The organism is Pseudomonas fluorescens (assembly GCF_001623525.1).
Classification (GTDB): domain Bacteria; phylum Pseudomonadota; class Gammaproteobacteria; order Pseudomonadales; family Pseudomonadaceae; genus Aquipseudomonas; species Aquipseudomonas fluorescens_Q.
On sequence record NZ_CP015225.1, the window covers coordinates 5,041,159 to 5,057,671 of the forward strand.

The 16,513-nt window shown below is 61.7% G+C and carries 17 protein-coding genes; 8 read left to right on the forward strand and 9 right to left on the reverse strand.

Annotated features, from left to right (window positions below; translation table 11 throughout):
• Positions 1 to 4: 4 nt before the first annotated feature.
• The 8 genes from TK06_RS21660 to TK06_RS21695 all read left to right on the forward strand — a co-directional run bounded on the left by TK06_RS21660 (position 5) and on the right by TK06_RS21695 (position 4,991).
• A complete protein-coding gene (locus TK06_RS21660) occupies positions 5 to 439 on the forward strand; it encodes a DcrB-related protein (RefSeq protein ID WP_063323759.1) in 435 nt (144 codons plus the stop codon).
• A 35-nt stretch (positions 440 to 474) separates the two neighbouring features.
• Positions 475 to 1,740 carry a PAAR domain-containing protein gene (locus tag TK06_RS21665; protein WP_063323760.1) on the forward strand — a complete coding sequence of 422 codons (1,266 nt, stop codon included), beginning with the start codon at positions 475 to 477 and terminating at the stop codon, positions 1,738 to 1,740.
• A 19-nt stretch (positions 1,741 to 1,759) separates the two neighbouring features.
• A complete protein-coding gene (locus TK06_RS21670; RefSeq protein ID WP_063323761.1) occupies positions 1,760 to 2,023 on the forward strand; it encodes a hypothetical protein in 264 nt (87 codons plus the stop codon).
• A 34-nt stretch (positions 2,024 to 2,057) separates the two neighbouring features.
• Positions 2,058 to 2,276: a hypothetical protein gene (locus tag TK06_RS21675; protein ID WP_219737715.1), complete on the forward strand. Its 219-nt coding sequence runs from the start codon at positions 2,058 to 2,060 to the stop codon at positions 2,274 to 2,276.
• Positions 2,273 to 2,695, forward strand: coding sequence for a hypothetical protein (locus tag TK06_RS21680; RefSeq protein ID WP_063323763.1), 423 nt, complete (start codon positions 2,273 to 2,275; stop codon positions 2,693 to 2,695). The genes TK06_RS21675 and TK06_RS21680 overlap by 4 nt, the downstream gene beginning before the upstream one ends.
• A 137-nt stretch (positions 2,696 to 2,832) precedes the next feature.
• A complete protein-coding gene (locus TK06_RS21685; protein WP_063323764.1) occupies positions 2,833 to 4,128 on the forward strand; it encodes a PAAR domain-containing protein in 1,296 nt (431 codons plus the stop codon).
• A complete protein-coding gene (locus TK06_RS21690) occupies positions 4,125 to 4,658 on the forward strand; it encodes a hypothetical protein (RefSeq protein WP_063323765.1) in 534 nt (177 codons plus the stop codon). Before TK06_RS21685 ends, TK06_RS21690 begins: the two co-directional genes overlap by 4 nt.
• Before the next feature lie 12 nt (positions 4,659 to 4,670).
• Positions 4,671 to 4,991: a hypothetical protein gene (locus TK06_RS21695; protein ID WP_086936799.1), complete on the forward strand. Its 321-nt coding sequence runs from the start codon at positions 4,671 to 4,673 to the stop codon at positions 4,989 to 4,991.
• Between the two features lie 171 nt (positions 4,992 to 5,162).
• On the opposite strand, the gene TK06_RS21700 is transcribed toward TK06_RS21695, so the two are convergent.
• The 9 genes from TK06_RS21700 to tssC all read right to left on the reverse strand — a co-directional run bounded on the left by TK06_RS21700 (position 5,163) and on the right by tssC (position 16,511).
• Positions 5,163 to 7,103 (reverse strand): type VI secretion system tip protein VgrG, encoded by a 1,941-nt coding sequence (locus tag TK06_RS21700; protein WP_063323767.1) that lies wholly within the window; start codon positions 7,101 to 7,103, stop codon positions 5,163 to 5,165.
• A 158-nt stretch (positions 7,104 to 7,261) separates the two neighbouring features.
• Positions 7,262 to 9,952, reverse strand: coding sequence for a type VI secretion system ATPase TssH (gene tssH / locus TK06_RS21705; RefSeq protein ID WP_063323768.1), 2,691 nt, complete (start codon positions 9,950 to 9,952; stop codon positions 7,262 to 7,264).
• Entirely contained in the window at positions 9,945 to 10,997 is a 1,053-nt protein-coding gene (tssG, locus tag TK06_RS21710; RefSeq protein ID WP_063323769.1) for a type VI secretion system baseplate subunit TssG, read from the reverse strand. The genes tssH and tssG overlap by 8 nt, the downstream gene beginning before the upstream one ends.
• Positions 10,961 to 12,820, reverse strand: a complete 1,860-nt coding sequence (gene tssF / locus TK06_RS21715) for a type VI secretion system baseplate subunit TssF (RefSeq protein ID WP_063323770.1) — start codon at positions 12,818 to 12,820, stop codon at positions 10,961 to 10,963. The genes tssG and tssF overlap by 37 nt, the downstream gene beginning before the upstream one ends.
• Entirely contained in the window at positions 12,817 to 13,329 is a 513-nt protein-coding gene (gene tssE / locus TK06_RS21720; protein WP_058542707.1) for a type VI secretion system baseplate subunit TssE, read from the reverse strand. The genes tssF and tssE overlap by 4 nt, the downstream gene beginning before the upstream one ends.
• The gene (locus TK06_RS21725) at positions 13,323 to 13,772 is read right to left on the reverse strand and encodes a hypothetical protein (protein ID WP_063323771.1); all 450 of its coding nucleotides are present in this window, start codon (positions 13,770 to 13,772) and stop codon (positions 13,323 to 13,325) included. The genes tssE and TK06_RS21725 overlap by 7 nt, the downstream gene beginning before the upstream one ends.
• Positions 13,769 to 14,224 carry a T6SS effector amidase Tae4 family protein gene (locus tag TK06_RS21730; protein WP_063323772.1) on the reverse strand — a complete coding sequence of 152 codons (456 nt, stop codon included), beginning with the start codon at positions 14,222 to 14,224 and terminating at the stop codon, positions 13,769 to 13,771. The genes TK06_RS21725 and TK06_RS21730 overlap by 4 nt, the downstream gene beginning before the upstream one ends.
• Positions 14,225 to 14,305: 81 nt before the next feature.
• Positions 14,306 to 14,794: an Hcp family type VI secretion system effector gene (locus tag TK06_RS21735; protein WP_003206927.1), complete on the reverse strand. Its 489-nt coding sequence runs from the start codon at positions 14,792 to 14,794 to the stop codon at positions 14,306 to 14,308.
• A gap of 220 nt (positions 14,795 to 15,014) precedes the next feature.
• Positions 15,015 to 16,511, reverse strand: coding sequence for a type VI secretion system contractile sheath large subunit (gene tssC / locus TK06_RS21740; RefSeq protein WP_063323773.1), 1,497 nt, complete (start codon positions 16,509 to 16,511; stop codon positions 15,015 to 15,017).
• Positions 16,512 to 16,513: the final 2 nt, after the last annotated feature.

Genomic DNA, 16,513 nt, shown 5'->3' on the forward strand with positions numbered 1-16,513 from the left:
TACTGTGACCTCTTACCGCATTCAAGAAGCCGATCTCGAAATCCCCGATACCTGGCAGGACCAGAGCATCAATATTTTCAAGCTGCCGGCAGTCGGTCCTGCTAAAGAAGCCAGTTTCGTCATCAGCCGCGATACCACTCAGGGCGACGCTCCTTTTGCCGAGTACGTGGACCGCCAACTCAAAAGCGCGGAGCAGCAACTGCCGGGCTTCAAGCTGGTTCAGCGCTGGGACACCGTGCTGCATGGGCACACCGCTACATTGCTGGACTACACCTGGCAACGCGAGGGGCGCGACCTGATGCTGCGCCAGGTGTTCATCGAGCGTAAGCCATCCGTGGTGATCACCACGTTGACCACCACACCGAACGATTTCGCCTATCACGAGCCGGCCTGGAAGGTGGCGATGCATTCGTTCAAGCCACAGCCTCCGATCATCTGAGCATCGATACGTCCCACTGAGTACTCATACACATCATGGATGCGCAGGCTGCAGCACGTCTGGGTGACGAAATAGCCCACGGGTTCGGGTTGGCCGCGATGGTCGCCGGAGCCGTGGCCGGTGCCTTGATCGGCGCTGCGGTCGTTGCCGCGACGGTTGCCACGGGCGGCGTGGCCCTGGCGATCATGGCCGGCTCGATCGCGGCTGGCGGCTTGTCGATGTTCCAGATCGTCAAAGGCCTGTCCACCATCTTCAACCTGCCCGAGCCCACCACGGGGGCGTTGATAATGGGCAGCTTCAACGTCTACATCAACAGCCGCAATGCCATGCGGGCGGGTGAAGACACTTCATCTTCCTGCACCGGGCTGCCGATGAACCATCCGATCTGGCCCTTCCCGGTGCTGATCGCCGAAGGCAGCGCCACGGTTTTCATCAACGGCAAACCGGCGGCGCGCTTGCACAGCAAAATGGTCTGCGGAGCCCACATCAAGAGCGGCAGCCCGAATACGTTCATCGGTGGGCCGACGGTGTCGGTGGCGTTTGTCCTGGATCTTGAAGGGTGGATGCACACTGGGCTGGAAGTGTTGGGGTTGTTGGCGGCAGGTGCTGCGCTGGTCATGGCCGCCATGGCGGGTATCGCCGTGCTCGTCGAGTTCGTGGTGGTGGGCGGGCTGATCGTAGGGGGTATGGAGCTTCTCGGTGATTTAGGTGACCGCCTGGGGCCTGGCTATCGGGACCTGCTGCAAGGGGTCGCCGGCATGGCCATGCTGGGGCTGAGTCCGAAGATGGCGAAGGCGGCCAAGCCTGCCGAACTGCCGCCGCCCAAGTACAAGCCTGGCGTGACCGAGGCCGATATCCTGGCCATGCCGAAGGGGTCGCGACCTGACGCCGACACGTACCTGTCACCGCAGTATGTGAAAGAACACTTGGCCCAGTTCGAGAACGGTGCCTCGCGCTTCACCACCAAGGCCAACCTGGACAAGTACGGCATCGCCCAGCGCGACGGCACGACGTTCCTGATGCCCAAGGCTGAAGCCGATCAATTGATTGCCAATGCCAAGGGCGACAAGCGCGCATTGGAGAAGGCGCTAGGGCTGCCAGAAAATACCCTGGAAAGTAGTACCCTGGTGCGGGTCGATATCCCCGCGCCTAAAGACATGAACCTGCGGATTCCTTCAGGTAACGAGGCCGGCGCCAACGAATTCTGGATCCCTGGCGGCAAGCTGCCGACCGGTGCCAGCGAGGCGGTCATCGATGCCGGGGGCATTTTGCCCAAAGACTTCAGTTGGACGCCATTATGACGGTAGAGGTAGGCAAGTCATGAAATTTCAAGATGTTCTGGTCAGTCGCGAACACATGTTCTCCGTAGGTATCGAACAGGATTCGGGTCGATTCTATGTCTCCATACCGGTGAGCAACGGCATGGCCGACTACGAGGAATATTATGAAATCAATCAGGCGACCTTCGAGCTGTTCAAGCGTGACCCGGATGCGGCGCTGCCTTTTGTGGCGCGTTGCAGGAAGCGTGAGCTGGACGCGCTATTGATTGTCCAACCGGGAACGAACCGCGGCACCGCCATCTGATCGTCGAAGGGCAGGGGGAACGGTGGGAATTGAATTGAGTGCCTTCGCCAGTCGGGATGTGTTCCTGGACTACGACTACGAAGCGGTCACCTTCCGTTGGGACCCTCGCACCGGGACCGTATTCAGGAAGTTTTACGGTGCTGCCGAAAGCGAACAATCGGTTCCCGCGGACAATAGGCTGTACAACGACGCCGTCTTGTATGGTCGCGAGATTTCCAAAGAACAATACGCGAAGGGCTTTGATCGCCAATGAGCATTCTGGACGCTGCAATCGCCCTGGCTTCAAGGGGCCACGCGGGCCAGGTGGATAAGGCCGGCAAGCCCTATATCCTCCACCCGTTGCGCCTGATGATGAAGTTCGACGGGCTTGAAGAGCAACTGGTCAGCCTGTTGCATGATGTGGTCGAAGACGGCGATGTCACGCTGGATGAGCTGCGCGGGCTTGGCATTCCCGAGGTTGTGGTGACGGCTATCGACTGCTTGACCAAGCGCAAGGGCGAGTCCTATGAACAATTCATCGCCCGGATTCGTCCCAATCCACTGGCGACCAAAGTGAAAATAGCGGACATCCACGACAATCTTGACCTCACTCGGCTGCCCGTCGTGCGAGACAAGGACCTGGAACGCGCCGCGAAATATCATCGGGCATTGCGTTACCTGCAAGAGCAATGAATCATGTCGCCGCCGTCTGCTCGTTGAAGGACAACGCGGCAAGACCGGCGCTGCGTTCGCTCTGACCGTGCCCAGCGATCTCTGGTCATCGATAACTCTCCTGTGCAGTCATACAACCAGTAAGTTGGATTTTCGCAATGGATGCACAGGCTGCAGCACGTCTGGGTGATGAAATAGCCCATGGCTTCGGGTTGGCTGCGATGGTCGCCGGTGCCGTGGCCGGTGCCTTGATCGGCGCCGCGGTCGTAGCCGCGACGGTTGCCACGGGCGGCGTGGCGCTGGCGATCATGGCCGGCTCGATTGCGGCCGGCGGCTTGTCGATGTTCCAGATCGTCAAAGGCCTGTCGACCATCTTCAACCTGCCCGAGCCCACCACGGGGGCGTTGATAATGGGCAGCTTCAACGTCTACATCAACAGCCGCAATGCCATGCGGGCGGGCGAAGACACTTCATCTTCCTGCACCGGGCTGCCGATGAACCATCCGATCTGGCCCTTCCCGGTGCTGATCGCCGAAGGCAGCGCCACGGTGTTCATCAACGGCAAGCCGGCGGCGCGCTTGCACAGCAAAATGGTCTGCGGTGCCCACATCAAGAGCGGCAGCCCGAATACGTTCATCGGTGGGCCGACGGTGTCGGTGGCGTTTGTCCTGGATCTTGAAGGCTGGATGCATACCGGGCTGGAAGCGTTGGGAATGTTGGCCATGGGGGGCGCAGCGATTCTCGCGGCCATGGCTGGCGTGGCCGCTCTGGTCGGTTTTGTGGTGATCGGCGGCACGATGATGGCTGGCATGGCGTTGCTGGGGGATCTGGGGGATCGCTTGGGGCCGGGTTACCGGGATCTGCTGCAGGGCGTCGCGGGAATGGCGCTTCTGGGCCTGGGCCCGAAAATGGCGAAAATCGGTACGGCGCCCAAGCCGCGCTCGGTGAGCTTCAAACCGGGCTACACGTCAGAGGATATCGCTGCGATACCCAAGTTAAGCCGGCCCAATCCTGCCGATTACCTTGAGGCCTCCTATATCGACAAGCACCTCAAAGTCTTTCAGGATGAAGGCGGTGCGTTTCTGTTTACCCCCGATGACATTGCCAACCCCATGTATGGAACCTTTAGCGACACTAAGTACGTCATGGCCAAGTCAGACCTGCACGGTGTGGTCGCCGAGTTTAAGAAAACCGGCGATCTTTCCATTCTGGAGACCGCTTTGGGTTATGAACCGGGCAGCTTCACCGGCAAGGAGATTTACATGATGAACCTGGACAATCCCAAGGTTGTCATGCCCTCCGGTAACGAGCGCGGAGCGAACCCGTTATGGCGCCCTGGCGGCCTGACCCATCCCGGCGGTATGCGTGAAGCGGTATTGGATAAGGTGGCCATCCCACACAATAACGACATCAATTTCCTGCTCGCGAACCCGGATGTAGTGAGAATTCAATGAGTGCCAACCTAGATAATGTATTGCTGCTGGCCCTGGCCAATGACGAGCTGGATAAATTCCTCGTAGGCGAGCCGTTCTACTTTCAAGAAGCCAAGAATGATTATGAGGAACCGCAGAACATCGTTGCGGCTTTCGATTTGCTGGTGCTGCGTTATTGGCAACAGACTCGCGATCCCCAGTTCCCTGTGCGCTGGGTGACGGCTTTGCTCAAGATTCTCGCGACCTACCCTGATCGTAATCGGGCAATTTATGTTGCGGCGTCGTGGGTCTGGTACTACCGGTTTTGCCTGAGCAAAAAACAGGCACAACCCGAGGGGCTTTATGCCGACTTGTTCGAGGTTGATATGGGCGCCGTGGCGCTGGCCCTCCAGCGGCAGCTTGAGCTCAACAAGGCTGAGCTTGTCCAGGACACGCGGTGGGCGGGTGGCAGCTGGAACAGCCAGAACGGTCTGTGGGGGCCGTTGATGCGGACCGCCCTTGTCGTTCGGGATAAGCTGGGCGGCCCTGACTTCGTACCGGCTAATCTCTGAGTGGTTAATGATGTGCTGAGGGCCTATGTGGCAACAGCGGACGGTGATTTGATCCATGTTCGAATCATCGATAAAGCGCTGGACTCACCCCTGCGCGTTATCGGGTTTTCGAATGCGGCAGAGAAAGATATCTACGTTTTGCAGGTCGCGGACAACACGCAGAAGGCAAAGGTATTCGATGCACTCCGTTCATTGGGCGTGGCCTTTTCGGCGGGCAAGGAATGGTGCCCCTCCGAAGTTTTTGAATATCTTCGTGACGAGCAATTGCTGAGCGGCAAGTACTTGCGCGTCGCGTGGACGCAGCCCGGTCAATACCGGCTTACGAACGAGTGAAACTTCAAGATGCCTGGGTCCACCGGGCACACAGGTTCTGCGTGGGTGGTAACGATGAACCCGTGGCGAGGGAGCTTGCTCCCGCTTGAGTGCGAAGCGCTCACAAAAAGGGGCGGCTACGCAGCCCAGCGGGAGCAAGCTCCCTCGCCACGGTTATTCCGGCCATGAACCTCAGTGCTTGGCCTTTGCCGGGAAAAAAGCTTTCACCGCCGCGTCGATCACACCCTTGATGCCCTTGCCCTTGGCATCCACTTCGCTTGCGCCACCGGAGTTGAGGTCCAAGCGGCCGCCGGTGTCGATGTTGCCGTTGCCACTGGCGTAGATATTGAACGCGGTGCCCGAGATATTAATCTCGCCACTGGCATTGAACTCCAGCACGCTTTTGCCGCACACCAGTCGAATCTGCGAACCCGCCTCCACGAGGTACTGGGTACTGATGCTGTCGCTCTTGGCTCCCCCGACAAGCAATGCGTCGTTGCGCTGCACGGCCCGCAGTCGGTCTTGGCCAATCCGTACGGTTTCGTTGTGGCCGATGCTTTTGTTGCGGTCATGGCCCACCGAATGGCTTTCATCCACCTCGACCACGATGTCCTGGTTGCGCTCGGCATGGATGTACAGCTGCTCGGCGCCTTTCTTGTCTTCCATGCGGATTTCGTTGAAATTCGCTGGCGTGCCACCCTTGCTCGAACGGCTTTTGGTGCCGCTCTGAGTGGCGTTGGCGGGCAACGCATAGGGCACGGTCTGTTCGGCGTTATACACGCGACCCGTGACGATGGGCCGGTCCGGGTCGCCTTCCAGGAAGCTGACGATCACTTCCTGGCCGATGCGCGGGATCTGCACCGAGCCCCAATTCTTGCCGGCCCAGGCCTGCGACACACGAATCCAGCATGAGCTGTTTTCGTTGGACTGGTCGTGCCGGTCCCAGTAGAAATGCACCTTCACCCGGCCGAACTGATCGGTCCAGATTTCCTCGCCCTTGGGACCCACGACCAACGCGGTTTGCGGGCCCTTGACGATGGGGCGGTGGGTGATCGGTAGCGGACGGTAACTTTGCTGGGCGTCGATGCAGGTCAGGCTGCTTTCGAACTGGGCCGACGGCGCGCCGCCGCCGGTCTCGCCGCTTTCCTGGGAAATGTAATAGCGGGCGCCGACGATCAGGTATTCGCGGTTCTGGTCCTGGCGGCTGAAGCCGGTGAGGCTGAACAGATGCCCCGAGCCCAGGCCACGAGCGTTACCCGATAACTCGACCTGTTCGTGCTGAGTCTGCAAGGCTTCGATGCGGGTGCGAGCGTAGTGCTCGCCGTCCTGGCTCTGCACATAGGTGCCGGGGTAGTCGTAGAGCGGATAGTCGCCGGCCGCGTGGGGGCGAGGCATGGCCGCACGCACGTCGATGCGCGCACTCGGGCGCTGGAAATCGTAGTCGTTGAGTTCCAGCGAGCCCGGCTGGACTTCCTGGGCCAGGTGCCAGTCGTGAATATGATCCCGCTCGCGCTGCTGCTCGTTCTTTGGGTAGTAGGGCACCGAGCCGTAGCCGGGCGCCTTGGTGTGGGCGCCGTAGGCGTCGGCCAGCACCAGCACATGCCGGCCCTGTTCATGGCGGAAGAAGTAGTAGATGCCTTCCTGCTCCATCAAGCGGCTGACAAAGTCGAAACTGGTCTCGCGATACTGCACGCAGTATTCCCACTCGCGATACGTCTGGCTCAAGGCGTCTTCGAAATCGGAAAAGCCCAGGTCGCGGAACACCTGCTTGATGATCTGCGGGATGGTCAGGTTCTGGAAAATCCGGCAATCGGAAGTGCGGGTCAGCAGCCACAACCACGGCCGCAACGTCGCCTGGTAACTGGCGAACTGGCCCTGGTCGACGTTCTGGCTGCAACGGGCGACGATGCCATGGAAGTAGCGCTCGCCACCGCCATCGAGCTGCAGGCTCACGCACATGGGCTTGCCGAGCAGTTGGTTGAGGTCGATGGCATTGTCCAGCGAGTGCAACTGCAACTCGTAGTTGAACAGCCGCCCCAATTCTTCACCGCCGCCCATGTCCTTGAGCAACAGCACCTCGGGTCCCAGGGGGCTGGTGATCTTGGCCAGGCGTGAGGCTTGGTTGAATAACATCGGTTATCTCATTGTGATAATGGCTGCGCTGCTGATTGGAACAACTGTGGGAGCGAGCTTGCTCGCGATGGCGGTATGTCAGTCAACATGGATGTTGAATGTGACTGCGCTATCGCGAGCAAGCTCGCTCCCACAGGGTTTTGCAGTGTTCCTTACCGTCAGGCCGCGTCGCTGAAATCGTATTGCAGTTCGTTGTCCACCGCGTTGATCCGCACCCCGGCCAAGGCCTTGCCTTCGAGCATGCGGGTCAGGAACTCGCGGCTCATGTCCGGCAGCAGGCTGTTGGTCAGGATGGTGTCGATCATGCGCCCGCCGCTTTCGGTCTCGGTGCAACGCGAGACGATCAGGTCGATCACCGCGTCGTCGTAGTCGAAGGCGACTTTGTGGGTGCTCTCCACGCGCTTCTTGATGCGGTTGAGTTGCAGGCGGGTGATGGCCTTGAGCATCTCGTCGCTGAGCGGATAGTACGGGATCGTCACCAGGCGACCGAGCAGGGCCGGCGGGAAAATCTCCAGCAGCGGTTGGCGCAGGGCCTTGGCGATTTCTTCCGGCTCGGGCACGTTCTGCGGGTCTTTGCAGACGTCGGCAATCAACTCGGTACCGGCGTTGGTGGTCAGCAGGATCAAGGTGTTCTTGAAGTCGATCACCCGGCCTTCGCCGTCCTCCATCACGCCTTTGTCGAACACCTGGAAGAAGATTTCATGCACGTCCGGGTGAGCTTTTTCCACCTCGTCCAGCAGCACCACGCTGTACGGTTTGCGCCGCACGGCTTCGGTCAACACGCCGCCTTCGCCGTAGCCGATGTAACCCGGTGGCGCCCCCTTGAGGGTGGACACGGTGTGGGCTTCCTGGAACTCGCTCATGTTGATGGTGATGACGTTCTGTTCGCCGCCGTACATGGCTTCGGCCAGGGCCAGGGCGGTTTCGGTCTTGCCCACGCCGGAGGTGCCGGCGAGCATGAACACGCCAATCGGCTTGCTCGGGTTGTCGAGGCCGGCGCGGGAGGTCTGGATGCGCTTGGCGATCATCTGCAAGGCATGGTCCTGGCCGATGATGCGTTTTTTCAGGTGCTGGTCGAGGTTGAGCACGGTTTCCAGTTCGTTGCGGGCCATGCGGCCCACCGGGATACCGGTCCAGTCGGCGACCACCGAGGCCACGGCCTGGTAATCCACGGTGGGCAGGATCAGCGGGGTTTCGCCTTGCAGGGCGGTCAGGCGCTGTTGCAGGTCCACCAGTTTCTCGCGCAGGGCGTGGCTTTCGTTGTCGGCAGCTTCGCTGGCGTCTTCGCTGTCCACCACGCCGACGCGTTCGCGCAAGGTGGCGCGGGTGGCGAGCAGCTCGTCCACCAGGGTTTTCTCTTCGGCCCAGCGGCTTTCCAGCTCGGCCAGGCGTTCGCGCTCGGCGCTCAGCAGGCTTTCGGTCTGGGTCTGGCGGCTGCCGATAACCACGCCAATCGCGTGCTCACGGGCGATGATTTGCAGCTCGGTTTCCAGCGCTTCGATGCGCCGACGGCTGTCGTCCACTTCGGCCGGCACGGCGTGCAGGCTGATGGCGACGCGGGCACACGCGGTGTCCAGCAGGCTCACGGATTTGTCCGGCAGCTGGCGCGCGGGAATGTAGCGGTGGGACAGCTTGACCGAGGCTTCCAGGGCTTCGTCGAGGATCTGCACCTGGTGGTGTTTTTCCATGGTCGAGGCCACGCCGCGCATCATCAGCAGGGCCTTGTCTTCCGACGGCTCGGCCACTTGCACCACTTGGAAACGCCGGGTCAGGGCCGGGTCTTTCTCGATGTGCTTCTTGTACTCGGCCCAGGTCGTGGCCGCCACGGTACGCAAGGTGCCACGGGCCAACGCCGGCTTGAGCAGGTTGGCCGCGTCGCCCGTGCCGGCGGCGCCACCGGCACCCACCAGGGTGTGGGCTTCGTCGATGAACAGGATGATCGGCTTGGGCGAGGCCTGGACGTCTTCGATGACCTGGCGCAGGCGCTGTTCGAACTCGCCTTTCATGCTCGCGCCGGCCTGCAACAGGCCCACGTCGAGGCTGCGCAGTTCCACGTCCTTGAGGGCCGGCGGTACGTCGCCGGCGACGATGCGCAGGGCGAAGCCTTCGACCACGGCGGTCTTGCCCACGCCGGCTTCACCGGTAAGGATCGGGTTGTTCTGCCGGCGGCGCATGAGGATGTCCACCAGTTGGCGGATCTCTTCGTCACGGCCGACGATCGGGTCGAGCTTGCCGCTGCGGGCCTGCTCGGTGAGGTCGACGGTGAAGCGCTTGAGGGCTTCCTGTTTGCCCATGGCGCTGGGGGCCATGGCGCCGCTGGCTTCGCCCGGTACGGCACCGGCATTGAAACCGTCGCTGGCGGTCAGGGCGTTTTCCGGCGAGTCGCCGACGTATTCATCAAAGCGTTCGCTCAGGGCCTCGACCTTGACCTTGTCGAACTCCGACGACAAACCTAGCAGCGCGTGGCGCAGGCTCGGCGTCTTGAGGATGCCCAGCACCAGGTAACCGGTGCGCACCTGGCTTTCGCCGAACATCAGGCTGCCGTAGACCCAGCCGCGTTCCACGGCTTCTTCGACGTGGGACGACAGGTCGGTGATGGACGTCGACCCCCGTGGCAGACGGTCGAGGGCTTCGGTGAGGTCACGGGCCAGGCGCGCCGGCTCGATGTTGAACTGGCGGATGATGCGGTGCAGGTCCGAGTCCTGCAGTTGCAACAACTGGTGAAACCAGTGGGCCAATTCCACATAAGGGTTACCGCGCAACTTGCAGAACACGGTGGCGGCTTCGATGGCTTTGTAGGCCACGCTGTTGAGTTTGCCGAACAACGCGGCGCGACTGATTTCACCCATGCTCATGGCTCCTTGAGGTCTGTGAGGTGTTGGCCTGTTCGGCGTAATGCCGGGCCAGTATTAGATCGTTGGCATCGGTTTCGGGGCGGCCCAGCCAGGTGTTGAAACCCAGGCGGAAACGCCCATTGAGTTGCAATGCCGGGACTTCGGGCTGTGCCAGGACCAGGTTCAGGTCCCAGTCCAATTCATGCCCCAGGTATTCGGCGACCCAGGCCACCAGCTCGTTGAACGGTTGGCTGCCAGGCAGCATGCCCATGTAGTCGACGAGCTTGAGTGGCCCCAGGCGAATGCGGAATTTGTGTTGGCGATCCCACACGAAGCGGCCCAGGCAGAAGTCCACGCCCAATTGATGAGCGCTGACCCCGACGCGGCTGCGTTCGGGCAATTCCAGCCATTGGCCGACGTATTCTTCGATCTCCACCGGCAGGCCGAAGTACTCGCTGAGAATCGCCTTCAAACCGTCCGGGTAACGGGTTTGCGCCGACAGGTGGCCGCTGTAGTGCAGCTTCGCCGTGTCGGGGATCAGCCCTTGTTTGAGCAGGCTCGGCATGCCCCGACCGCTGAGTGCGGCCAGGCGCGCCGACCAATAGTCATCGTCCGGGCGATCGTGGCTGACGGTCGGCCGCGCTTCGGCCCAGGCCCGATAAAACAGGCTGAGCAGGCGATGGTGGAACACGTCGAGAAAGCGCTTGCTGGTGCTGTCGGCGTTGTTGCGCTGGCGTTCGCGCACGTACTCGGTGATGTGCAGCGGCATCGGGCCGTTGGGCCCGCCGAGGCCGAAGAAGAACTGCTCCAGGCGCGCCGGCGTACCGTCGCCGCCCGGTTGTACCGAGGCGAGGGTGGCCGGGGCGAAGGTGCAGTCGGCCTGCTGGCCGAGGCGCAACGGGTCATCGGCCAGGCGCAGGGAATGGCCCAGGCGCGGCAGCTCGGGGGATTCGCACTCGATGCGCCGTAACGCCTGGAAGAAGTCGTATTCCCAGGGTTCCTGGTGCATCGCGTCCAGGGTACTCACAGGGTCGGACGACGTCCGGGCTTGGCTTTCCATCGCATGATCTCGCCGCGTTCGGTGGTACGGATCACCGTCTCGGTAAAACTGTTGATCGACACGTAGCGTGCCAGGAAGCGCTCGAACACGGCGCCGAGCAGGAACACCCCGGTGCCGCGAAACGCGTTTTCATCGAATTCCAGGGTGATCTCCAGGCCCCGACCAAACACGATCGGGCCGGGCATCGGCAAGCGCCGGGTGCAGGCTTTGCTGCTGACTTCGCGCAGGCCTTCGATCTGCAATTGCAGCGCCGCGTCGTTGCTGTCGCCATACAGGCGCAGCAGTTCGCGCAGGGCGGCGGCGCCTTGGCCTTGTTCGCTGAGGGACAGGTAATTCAGCGAGAGCTGGCTGATCAGGCGCCAGGCCTTGGCATCGTGGGCATGGCTGGCCCGTGGGCGACTGGGACCTGCCACGCAACGCACGGCGCCAACCGGTGCACTGTCGGCCAGGGTGAAATCGGTCTTGCCGTTGCCCACGCTCATGAACAGTGGCAGGTCGCGGTTGGTGCACAGCGCGGTCACGCCCAACTGGCGCAGGTCGTGGCGATAAGGCGCCTGCTGGCTGTCCACCAGGCTGACGAAGGTTTCGCTGCCGATGTAGGTCGAGCGCGGGCCGTTGCGCCGCTGGTCGCTGGACAGCACACGCGGTTCGCGGCGCACCGTGTAATAGGCCTGGTCGCGGCCATAACGGGACGGATCGCGTACGGCGTAGAACGGCAGGAACGGTTGCTCTGGCCCGGTGCCGTGGCCGGTGAGGCCGCTGAGCGAATGCACTTCGAAATCCATCGGCCGGGTACGGTCGGCGATCACGTGGTGTTCGTTGACCCGATCCGACAAGTGAATGCGATCCAGGCGCTTGGGGAACAGGTTGATGGCCGGGGTGCAGAACGGCAGGAACTGCGAAGCGCCGACGCTGCCTTCCAGGCTCGGATCGTGCCGGTCGAACAGCACGATCAGCTCCAGTTCCTGGCCGTCGCAACGCTTGACTGCGCGGCTCAACTGGGTGAAGTCGACAAACAGGAAGCGGTGGGGCAGGGCGAAGTATTCCTGCAACAGGCGATAGCCCTGGAAGGCTCGCGGCACCACCGGCAGCGCGGCGTCGGCATCGTCGAAGCCGCGCGAGCGCAACGCATCCTGTGGCAGCCGCTCCACCCAGTCGCCGCCAGGCTTGCGGGCGAACACCGCGCAGGCATTGCCCAGCAGTTGTTCGTAGAGGCGGAAAGGCTGTTCGTCGGCACCGCTCAAGTACAGCGGCAGGTTGTCCAGGGCCAGGCTGTTGAACGGCAGTTCGGCGCCGGTGCGCAGGGTCAGGCGCAGGCCGGCCTTGGCTTTCGGCTCGCTGGCGGCCAGGCGTCCGAGCACGGCGGAGGGGTTGCCGAAGTACTCGGCCTGGCTGACCTGCAACGGCCACAACGTCACCGCGTGGGCGGTGCGGTACTCGCAGCAGGTCTGGGTTTCACGCCCCAGGGCGGCACGCAGGACCGTATCGCGCGGCAGCGGGAAGCCACTGCTCAGCGAGCCTTCGTCCGGGTCGGCCTGCAATTGCACCACGGTCATCGACGGTGTCGGCGCCAGGTAATGCGGGTAGGCGATTTCCAGCAGGTTGTGGGTGAAGGTCGGGTACTCGGCGTCGAGCTTGAGCTGCACCCGCGCCGTCAGGTAGGCGAAGCCTTCCAGCAGGCGCTCGACATAGGGGTCGGCGCAGTCCATGCCGGACAAGGTCAGCCGACTGGCGATCTTCGGGTATTCCTTGGCGAACTCCGCCGCGCTCTCGCGCACGTGGTGCAGTTCCTGGTTGTACAGCTCCAGCAGGCGCGGGTTCATGAGCGTCTCCGCTGGTCGGCGTTGACCACGCGCACATGGCCGGTTTCCAGGTCCAGGTCGGTTTGCAGCATCAGGCGCAGCGGCACCGGCTGGGCCCAGAGATCGCCTTCGATCTCGAAACTCAAGGCGTTGTGGTTCATCTCGGCCGTCGCCCGGGCGCGCACGCGCAGGGTGTGGCGCAGGATTCGCGGCTCGAACGTGGCGATGGCCTGGTGGATCAGCGTTTCCAGGGCCGAGACATCGACGTTCGACGCGCTGTTGCCGGCCAGTGCCGGCAGGCCGAAATTCACCACCGAGGTGCCCGCCGGGGTGTGCAGCGTGGCATCGGCGTCGAGCAATGAGGTGGTGTTGAGCAGCCACGCCAGGTCACGCAGCACCGACGCTTTCAATTGGGTCAGGGACAGCACGCGTTTGTCGGCGCTTTCCTTGGGGTTGGTCGGATCGTCGTCGGTCAACCGGTCCAATAGGGAGGGTTGGAGGCGATCGCGGGTGGCGATTTCGGTTACCAAGTGAAAAGGCCCGTGTAATTCTTCTGGTCACCTGTGCCACCCATGCAGCTGGCGTGGCGAGCGATTATCGAGGGTTCGAGTTGGCCATTGATCAGGCGTATGGCGCGGTACTCGGAGTGACATTGCGGACTGTTCTGAGCCGCGGTCGAGAAATGAAGAACAATGACAATAGGCACCTTGCCAAAGGTCTCGACATGCGACTTGCCTTGTCTGTCTACCGTGAACTGGCAGGGCCATGGCAGGTCGAGTGGCATTAGCGTCTGGTCTGGTTTGCGTAGCGCGCAGCGTTGTTGGTCATCGACCAGCGTCAACTGTTGCCCGCCCATCACGACGACTTGATTCACCGCTGCGGTTGAAGTCGCCGATGACGCTTGCTGCCCGGCACAGGCTGTCAGGCTCGAAAACAGGCAGCCAATCAATACAGCGCAACGAGCCTTGTTCATAAAAGCTCCCAGAACCAGATCGCCCTGGATCGATAGGCCGGATCGTCATACCCGAGGGTCAGGCCACGGTTCCAGAGGTCGATATGGTCGCCGGTGCGACCGTCCGAAGACTCTCCCAATTGCTGGAAGCAATCCTTGAAGAAAATCAGGCCGGTCTTGTCTTGCAGCTTGCGTCGGTCCGCAGCAGTTCCGCCGAGGATCAACGGGCGGCCCAGGTGATGTTTCCACAACCAGTTCGCCAGCGATTCGGCCCCCCTGGCGTGCTCATGTGCACACTTGGGTTCGGTGTAGGTGGACTTGTTGACCTTGATGGTCAGCTCTGTATTGAGCGTGATGCTCATGCGGATAGCGCACTGGTTTGCCCACGGACCATCACAGGGTTTCGCGTCGGGGTAGGTCACCAGCAGATCGGAATACGCTTTCCACAAATTGATAAACGAAGGCTTGGCCATGACTCAGATACCACGTGGGAAAGGATTGGATTCGAGCAAGCACCAAACACCCCCGGCGCGTGGCACCGGGGGCGTGTTCGATTACACCTTGACGTTCTGACGGATGTTCCAGCCGAATTTGACCGGACCGCCTTCCTTGGTGCCGTCGGCTTTCTGTGGCTGGTAATCCACCAGCACCTTGGCGAAGTTCAGGGTGACGTTTTCGGTCAGGCGATCATCGCCGCCCGAGCCGCCGGTGCTCAGGGACGTAACCAGCACTTCTTCCAGGTTGATGATCATGTACTCGACCTGGCTTTCACCGCCGGCCTTGCGCACGGTCAGCTTGACCTTGTCGATGTGCTTGCCGCTGGCGCAATGCATCATCAGGTTCGGCGACGCCTTGTCGACGTACTTGGTCAGGGACAGGTCCTGGACGTTGACCTTGCCCGCACCACCGCCGCTGCCCACGTGCATGTTGCCGGACTGGGACATGCCCCAGCTCCAGTTCAGGACATCGATCTCGTCCTTGTGGGCCTTGTCCATGGACTCGCCCTTGATGTCGCCGATCTTGATGAAAATATCAACAGCCATGTTTTCTCCCTGTGTGGTTTCTAACCACATTGTTTGGTTGACGCTGACCTTGCGAAATCTGTGAACTCAATGAAGATCTCTTGTGGACCACTCTGTGGCGAGGGAGCTTGCTCCCGCTTGGGTGCGCAGCGCCCACAAGAAGGGGCCGCTACGCGACCCAGCGGGAGCAAGCTCCCTCGCCACAAAGGGCCTCCACAGGAAAGCCCATTTCAACGGTTGTTTATGCGCCCTTGGCCGACGGCAGTTTCGATACCAGGCGCAGCGACACGGTCAGCCCTTCGAGCTGGTAGTGCGGACGCAGGTAGAACTTGGAGTTGTAGTACCCCGGGTTGCCTTCGACTTCTTCGACGATCACTTCGGCGGCAGCCAGCGGGTGCTGGGCCTTGGTGGTCTCGGTGGAGTGCGCCGGGTCACCGTCGACGTAGTTGAGGATCCAGTCCTGCAACCAGCGCTGCATCTCGTCCTTCTCTTTGAAGGAACCGATCTTGTCGCGCACGATGCACTTGAGGTAATGGGCGAAACGGCAAGTGGCGAACAGGTACGGCAGGCGCGCCGCCAGGTTGGCGTTGGCGGTGGCGTCCGGGTCGTCGTATTCGGCCGGTTTCTGCAACGACTGGGCGCCGATGAACGCGGCGAAGTCGGTGTTTTTCTTGTGCAGCAGCGGCATGAAACCGTTCTTCGCCAGCTCCGCTTCACGGCGGTCCGAGATGGCGATTTCGGTCGGGCACTTCATGTCCACGCCACCGTCGTCGGTCGGGAACGTGTGGGCTGGCAGGTTTTCCACTTCACCGCCGGACTCCACGCCACGGATGCGCGAGCACCAGCCGAAGTGTTTGAACGAACGGTTGATGTTCACCGCCATCGCGTAAGCGGCGTTGGCCCAGGTGTACTTGGAGCTGTCGGCACCGTCGGTGTTTTCTTCGAAGGCGAAGGCTTCCACCGGGTCGGTCTTGGCGCCGTACGGCAGGCGCGCCAGGAAGCGTGGCATGGTCAGGCCGATGTAGCGCGAGTCTTCCGATTCACGCAGCGAGCGCCAGCCGGCGTATTCCGGGGTGGTGAAGATCTTGGTCAGGTCGCGTGGGTTCGACAGTTCCTGCCACGAGCCCATGCCCATCACGGTCGGCGATGCCGCAGCGATGAACGGGGAGTGCATGGCCGCGCAGACTTTCGACAGTTCGCCCAGCAGCTCGACATCCGGTGGCGACTGGTCGAAGTAGTAGTCGCCTACCAGGCAGCCGTAAGGCTCGCCGCCGAACTGGCCGTATTCTTCTTCGTACATCTTCTTGAAGATCGGGCTCTGGTCCCACGCGGTGCCCTTGAATTTCTTCAGGGTCTTGTGCAGGTCGGTCTTGGAGATGTTGAGCACGCGGATCTTGAGCTGCTCATCGGTCTCGGTGTTGTTGACCAGGTAGTGCAGGCCACGCCAGGCGCTTTCCAGTTGCTGGAAGTCGGGATGGTGGATGACCTGGTTGACCTGGGCGGTGAGCTTGGCGTCGATGGCGGCGATGATCGATTCGATCGACTTGATGGCGTCGTTGGACACCAGGTCGGTCTGCGCCAGGGCCTGTTCGGCCAGGGTACGCACGGCGGTCTCGACGGCTTCGCGGGCGCGCTCGGTCTTGGGTTTGAATTCTTGCAGCAGCAGGGACGCGAACTCGCTGGTTTCTTCGGTTGCGCCCAGGTTTTGCACGCCTTCGCGGGCTGTATTGTCAGTCATGA

Excerpts from the sequence above, each read along its gene's own strand:
- TK06_RS21665 (WP_063323760.1), top strand. The coding sequence starts at position 475 with ATGGATGCGCAGGCTGCAGCACGTCTGGGTGACGAAATAGCCCACGGG.
- TK06_RS21670 (WP_063323761.1), top strand. The coding sequence starts at position 1,760 with ATGAAATTTCAAGATGTTCTGGTCAGTCGCGAACACATGTTCTCCGTA.
- TK06_RS21680 (WP_063323763.1), top strand. The coding sequence starts at position 2,273 with ATGAGCATTCTGGACGCTGCAATCGCCCTGGCTTCAAGGGGCCACGCG.
- TK06_RS21685 (WP_063323764.1), top strand. The coding sequence starts at position 2,833 with ATGGATGCACAGGCTGCAGCACGTCTGGGTGATGAAATAGCCCATGGC.
- TK06_RS21690 (WP_063323765.1), top strand. The coding sequence starts at position 4,125 with ATGAGTGCCAACCTAGATAATGTATTGCTGCTGGCCCTGGCCAATGAC.
- TK06_RS21700 (WP_063323767.1), bottom strand. The coding sequence starts at position 7,103 with ATGTTATTCAACCAAGCCTCACGCCTGGCCAAGATCACCAGCCCCCTG.
- tssH (WP_063323768.1), bottom strand. The coding sequence starts at position 9,952 with ATGGGTGAAATCAGTCGCGCCGCGTTGTTCGGCAAACTCAACAGCGTG.
- tssG (WP_063323769.1), bottom strand. The coding sequence starts at position 10,997 with ATGGAAAGCCAAGCCCGGACGTCGTCCGACCCTGTGAGTACCCTGGAC.
- tssF (WP_063323770.1), bottom strand. The coding sequence starts at position 12,820 with ATGAACCCGCGCCTGCTGGAGCTGTACAACCAGGAACTGCACCACGTG.
- TK06_RS21725 (WP_063323771.1), bottom strand. The coding sequence starts at position 13,772 with ATGAACAAGGCTCGTTGCGCTGTATTGATTGGCTGCCTGTTTTCGAGC.
- TK06_RS21730 (WP_063323772.1), bottom strand. The coding sequence starts at position 14,224 with ATGGCCAAGCCTTCGTTTATCAATTTGTGGAAAGCGTATTCCGATCTG.
- TK06_RS21735 (WP_003206927.1), bottom strand. The coding sequence starts at position 14,794 with ATGGCTGTTGATATTTTCATCAAGATCGGCGACATCAAGGGCGAGTCC.
- tssC (WP_063323773.1), bottom strand. The coding sequence starts at position 16,511 with ATGACTGACAATACAGCCCGCGAAGGCGTGCAAAACCTGGGCGCAACC.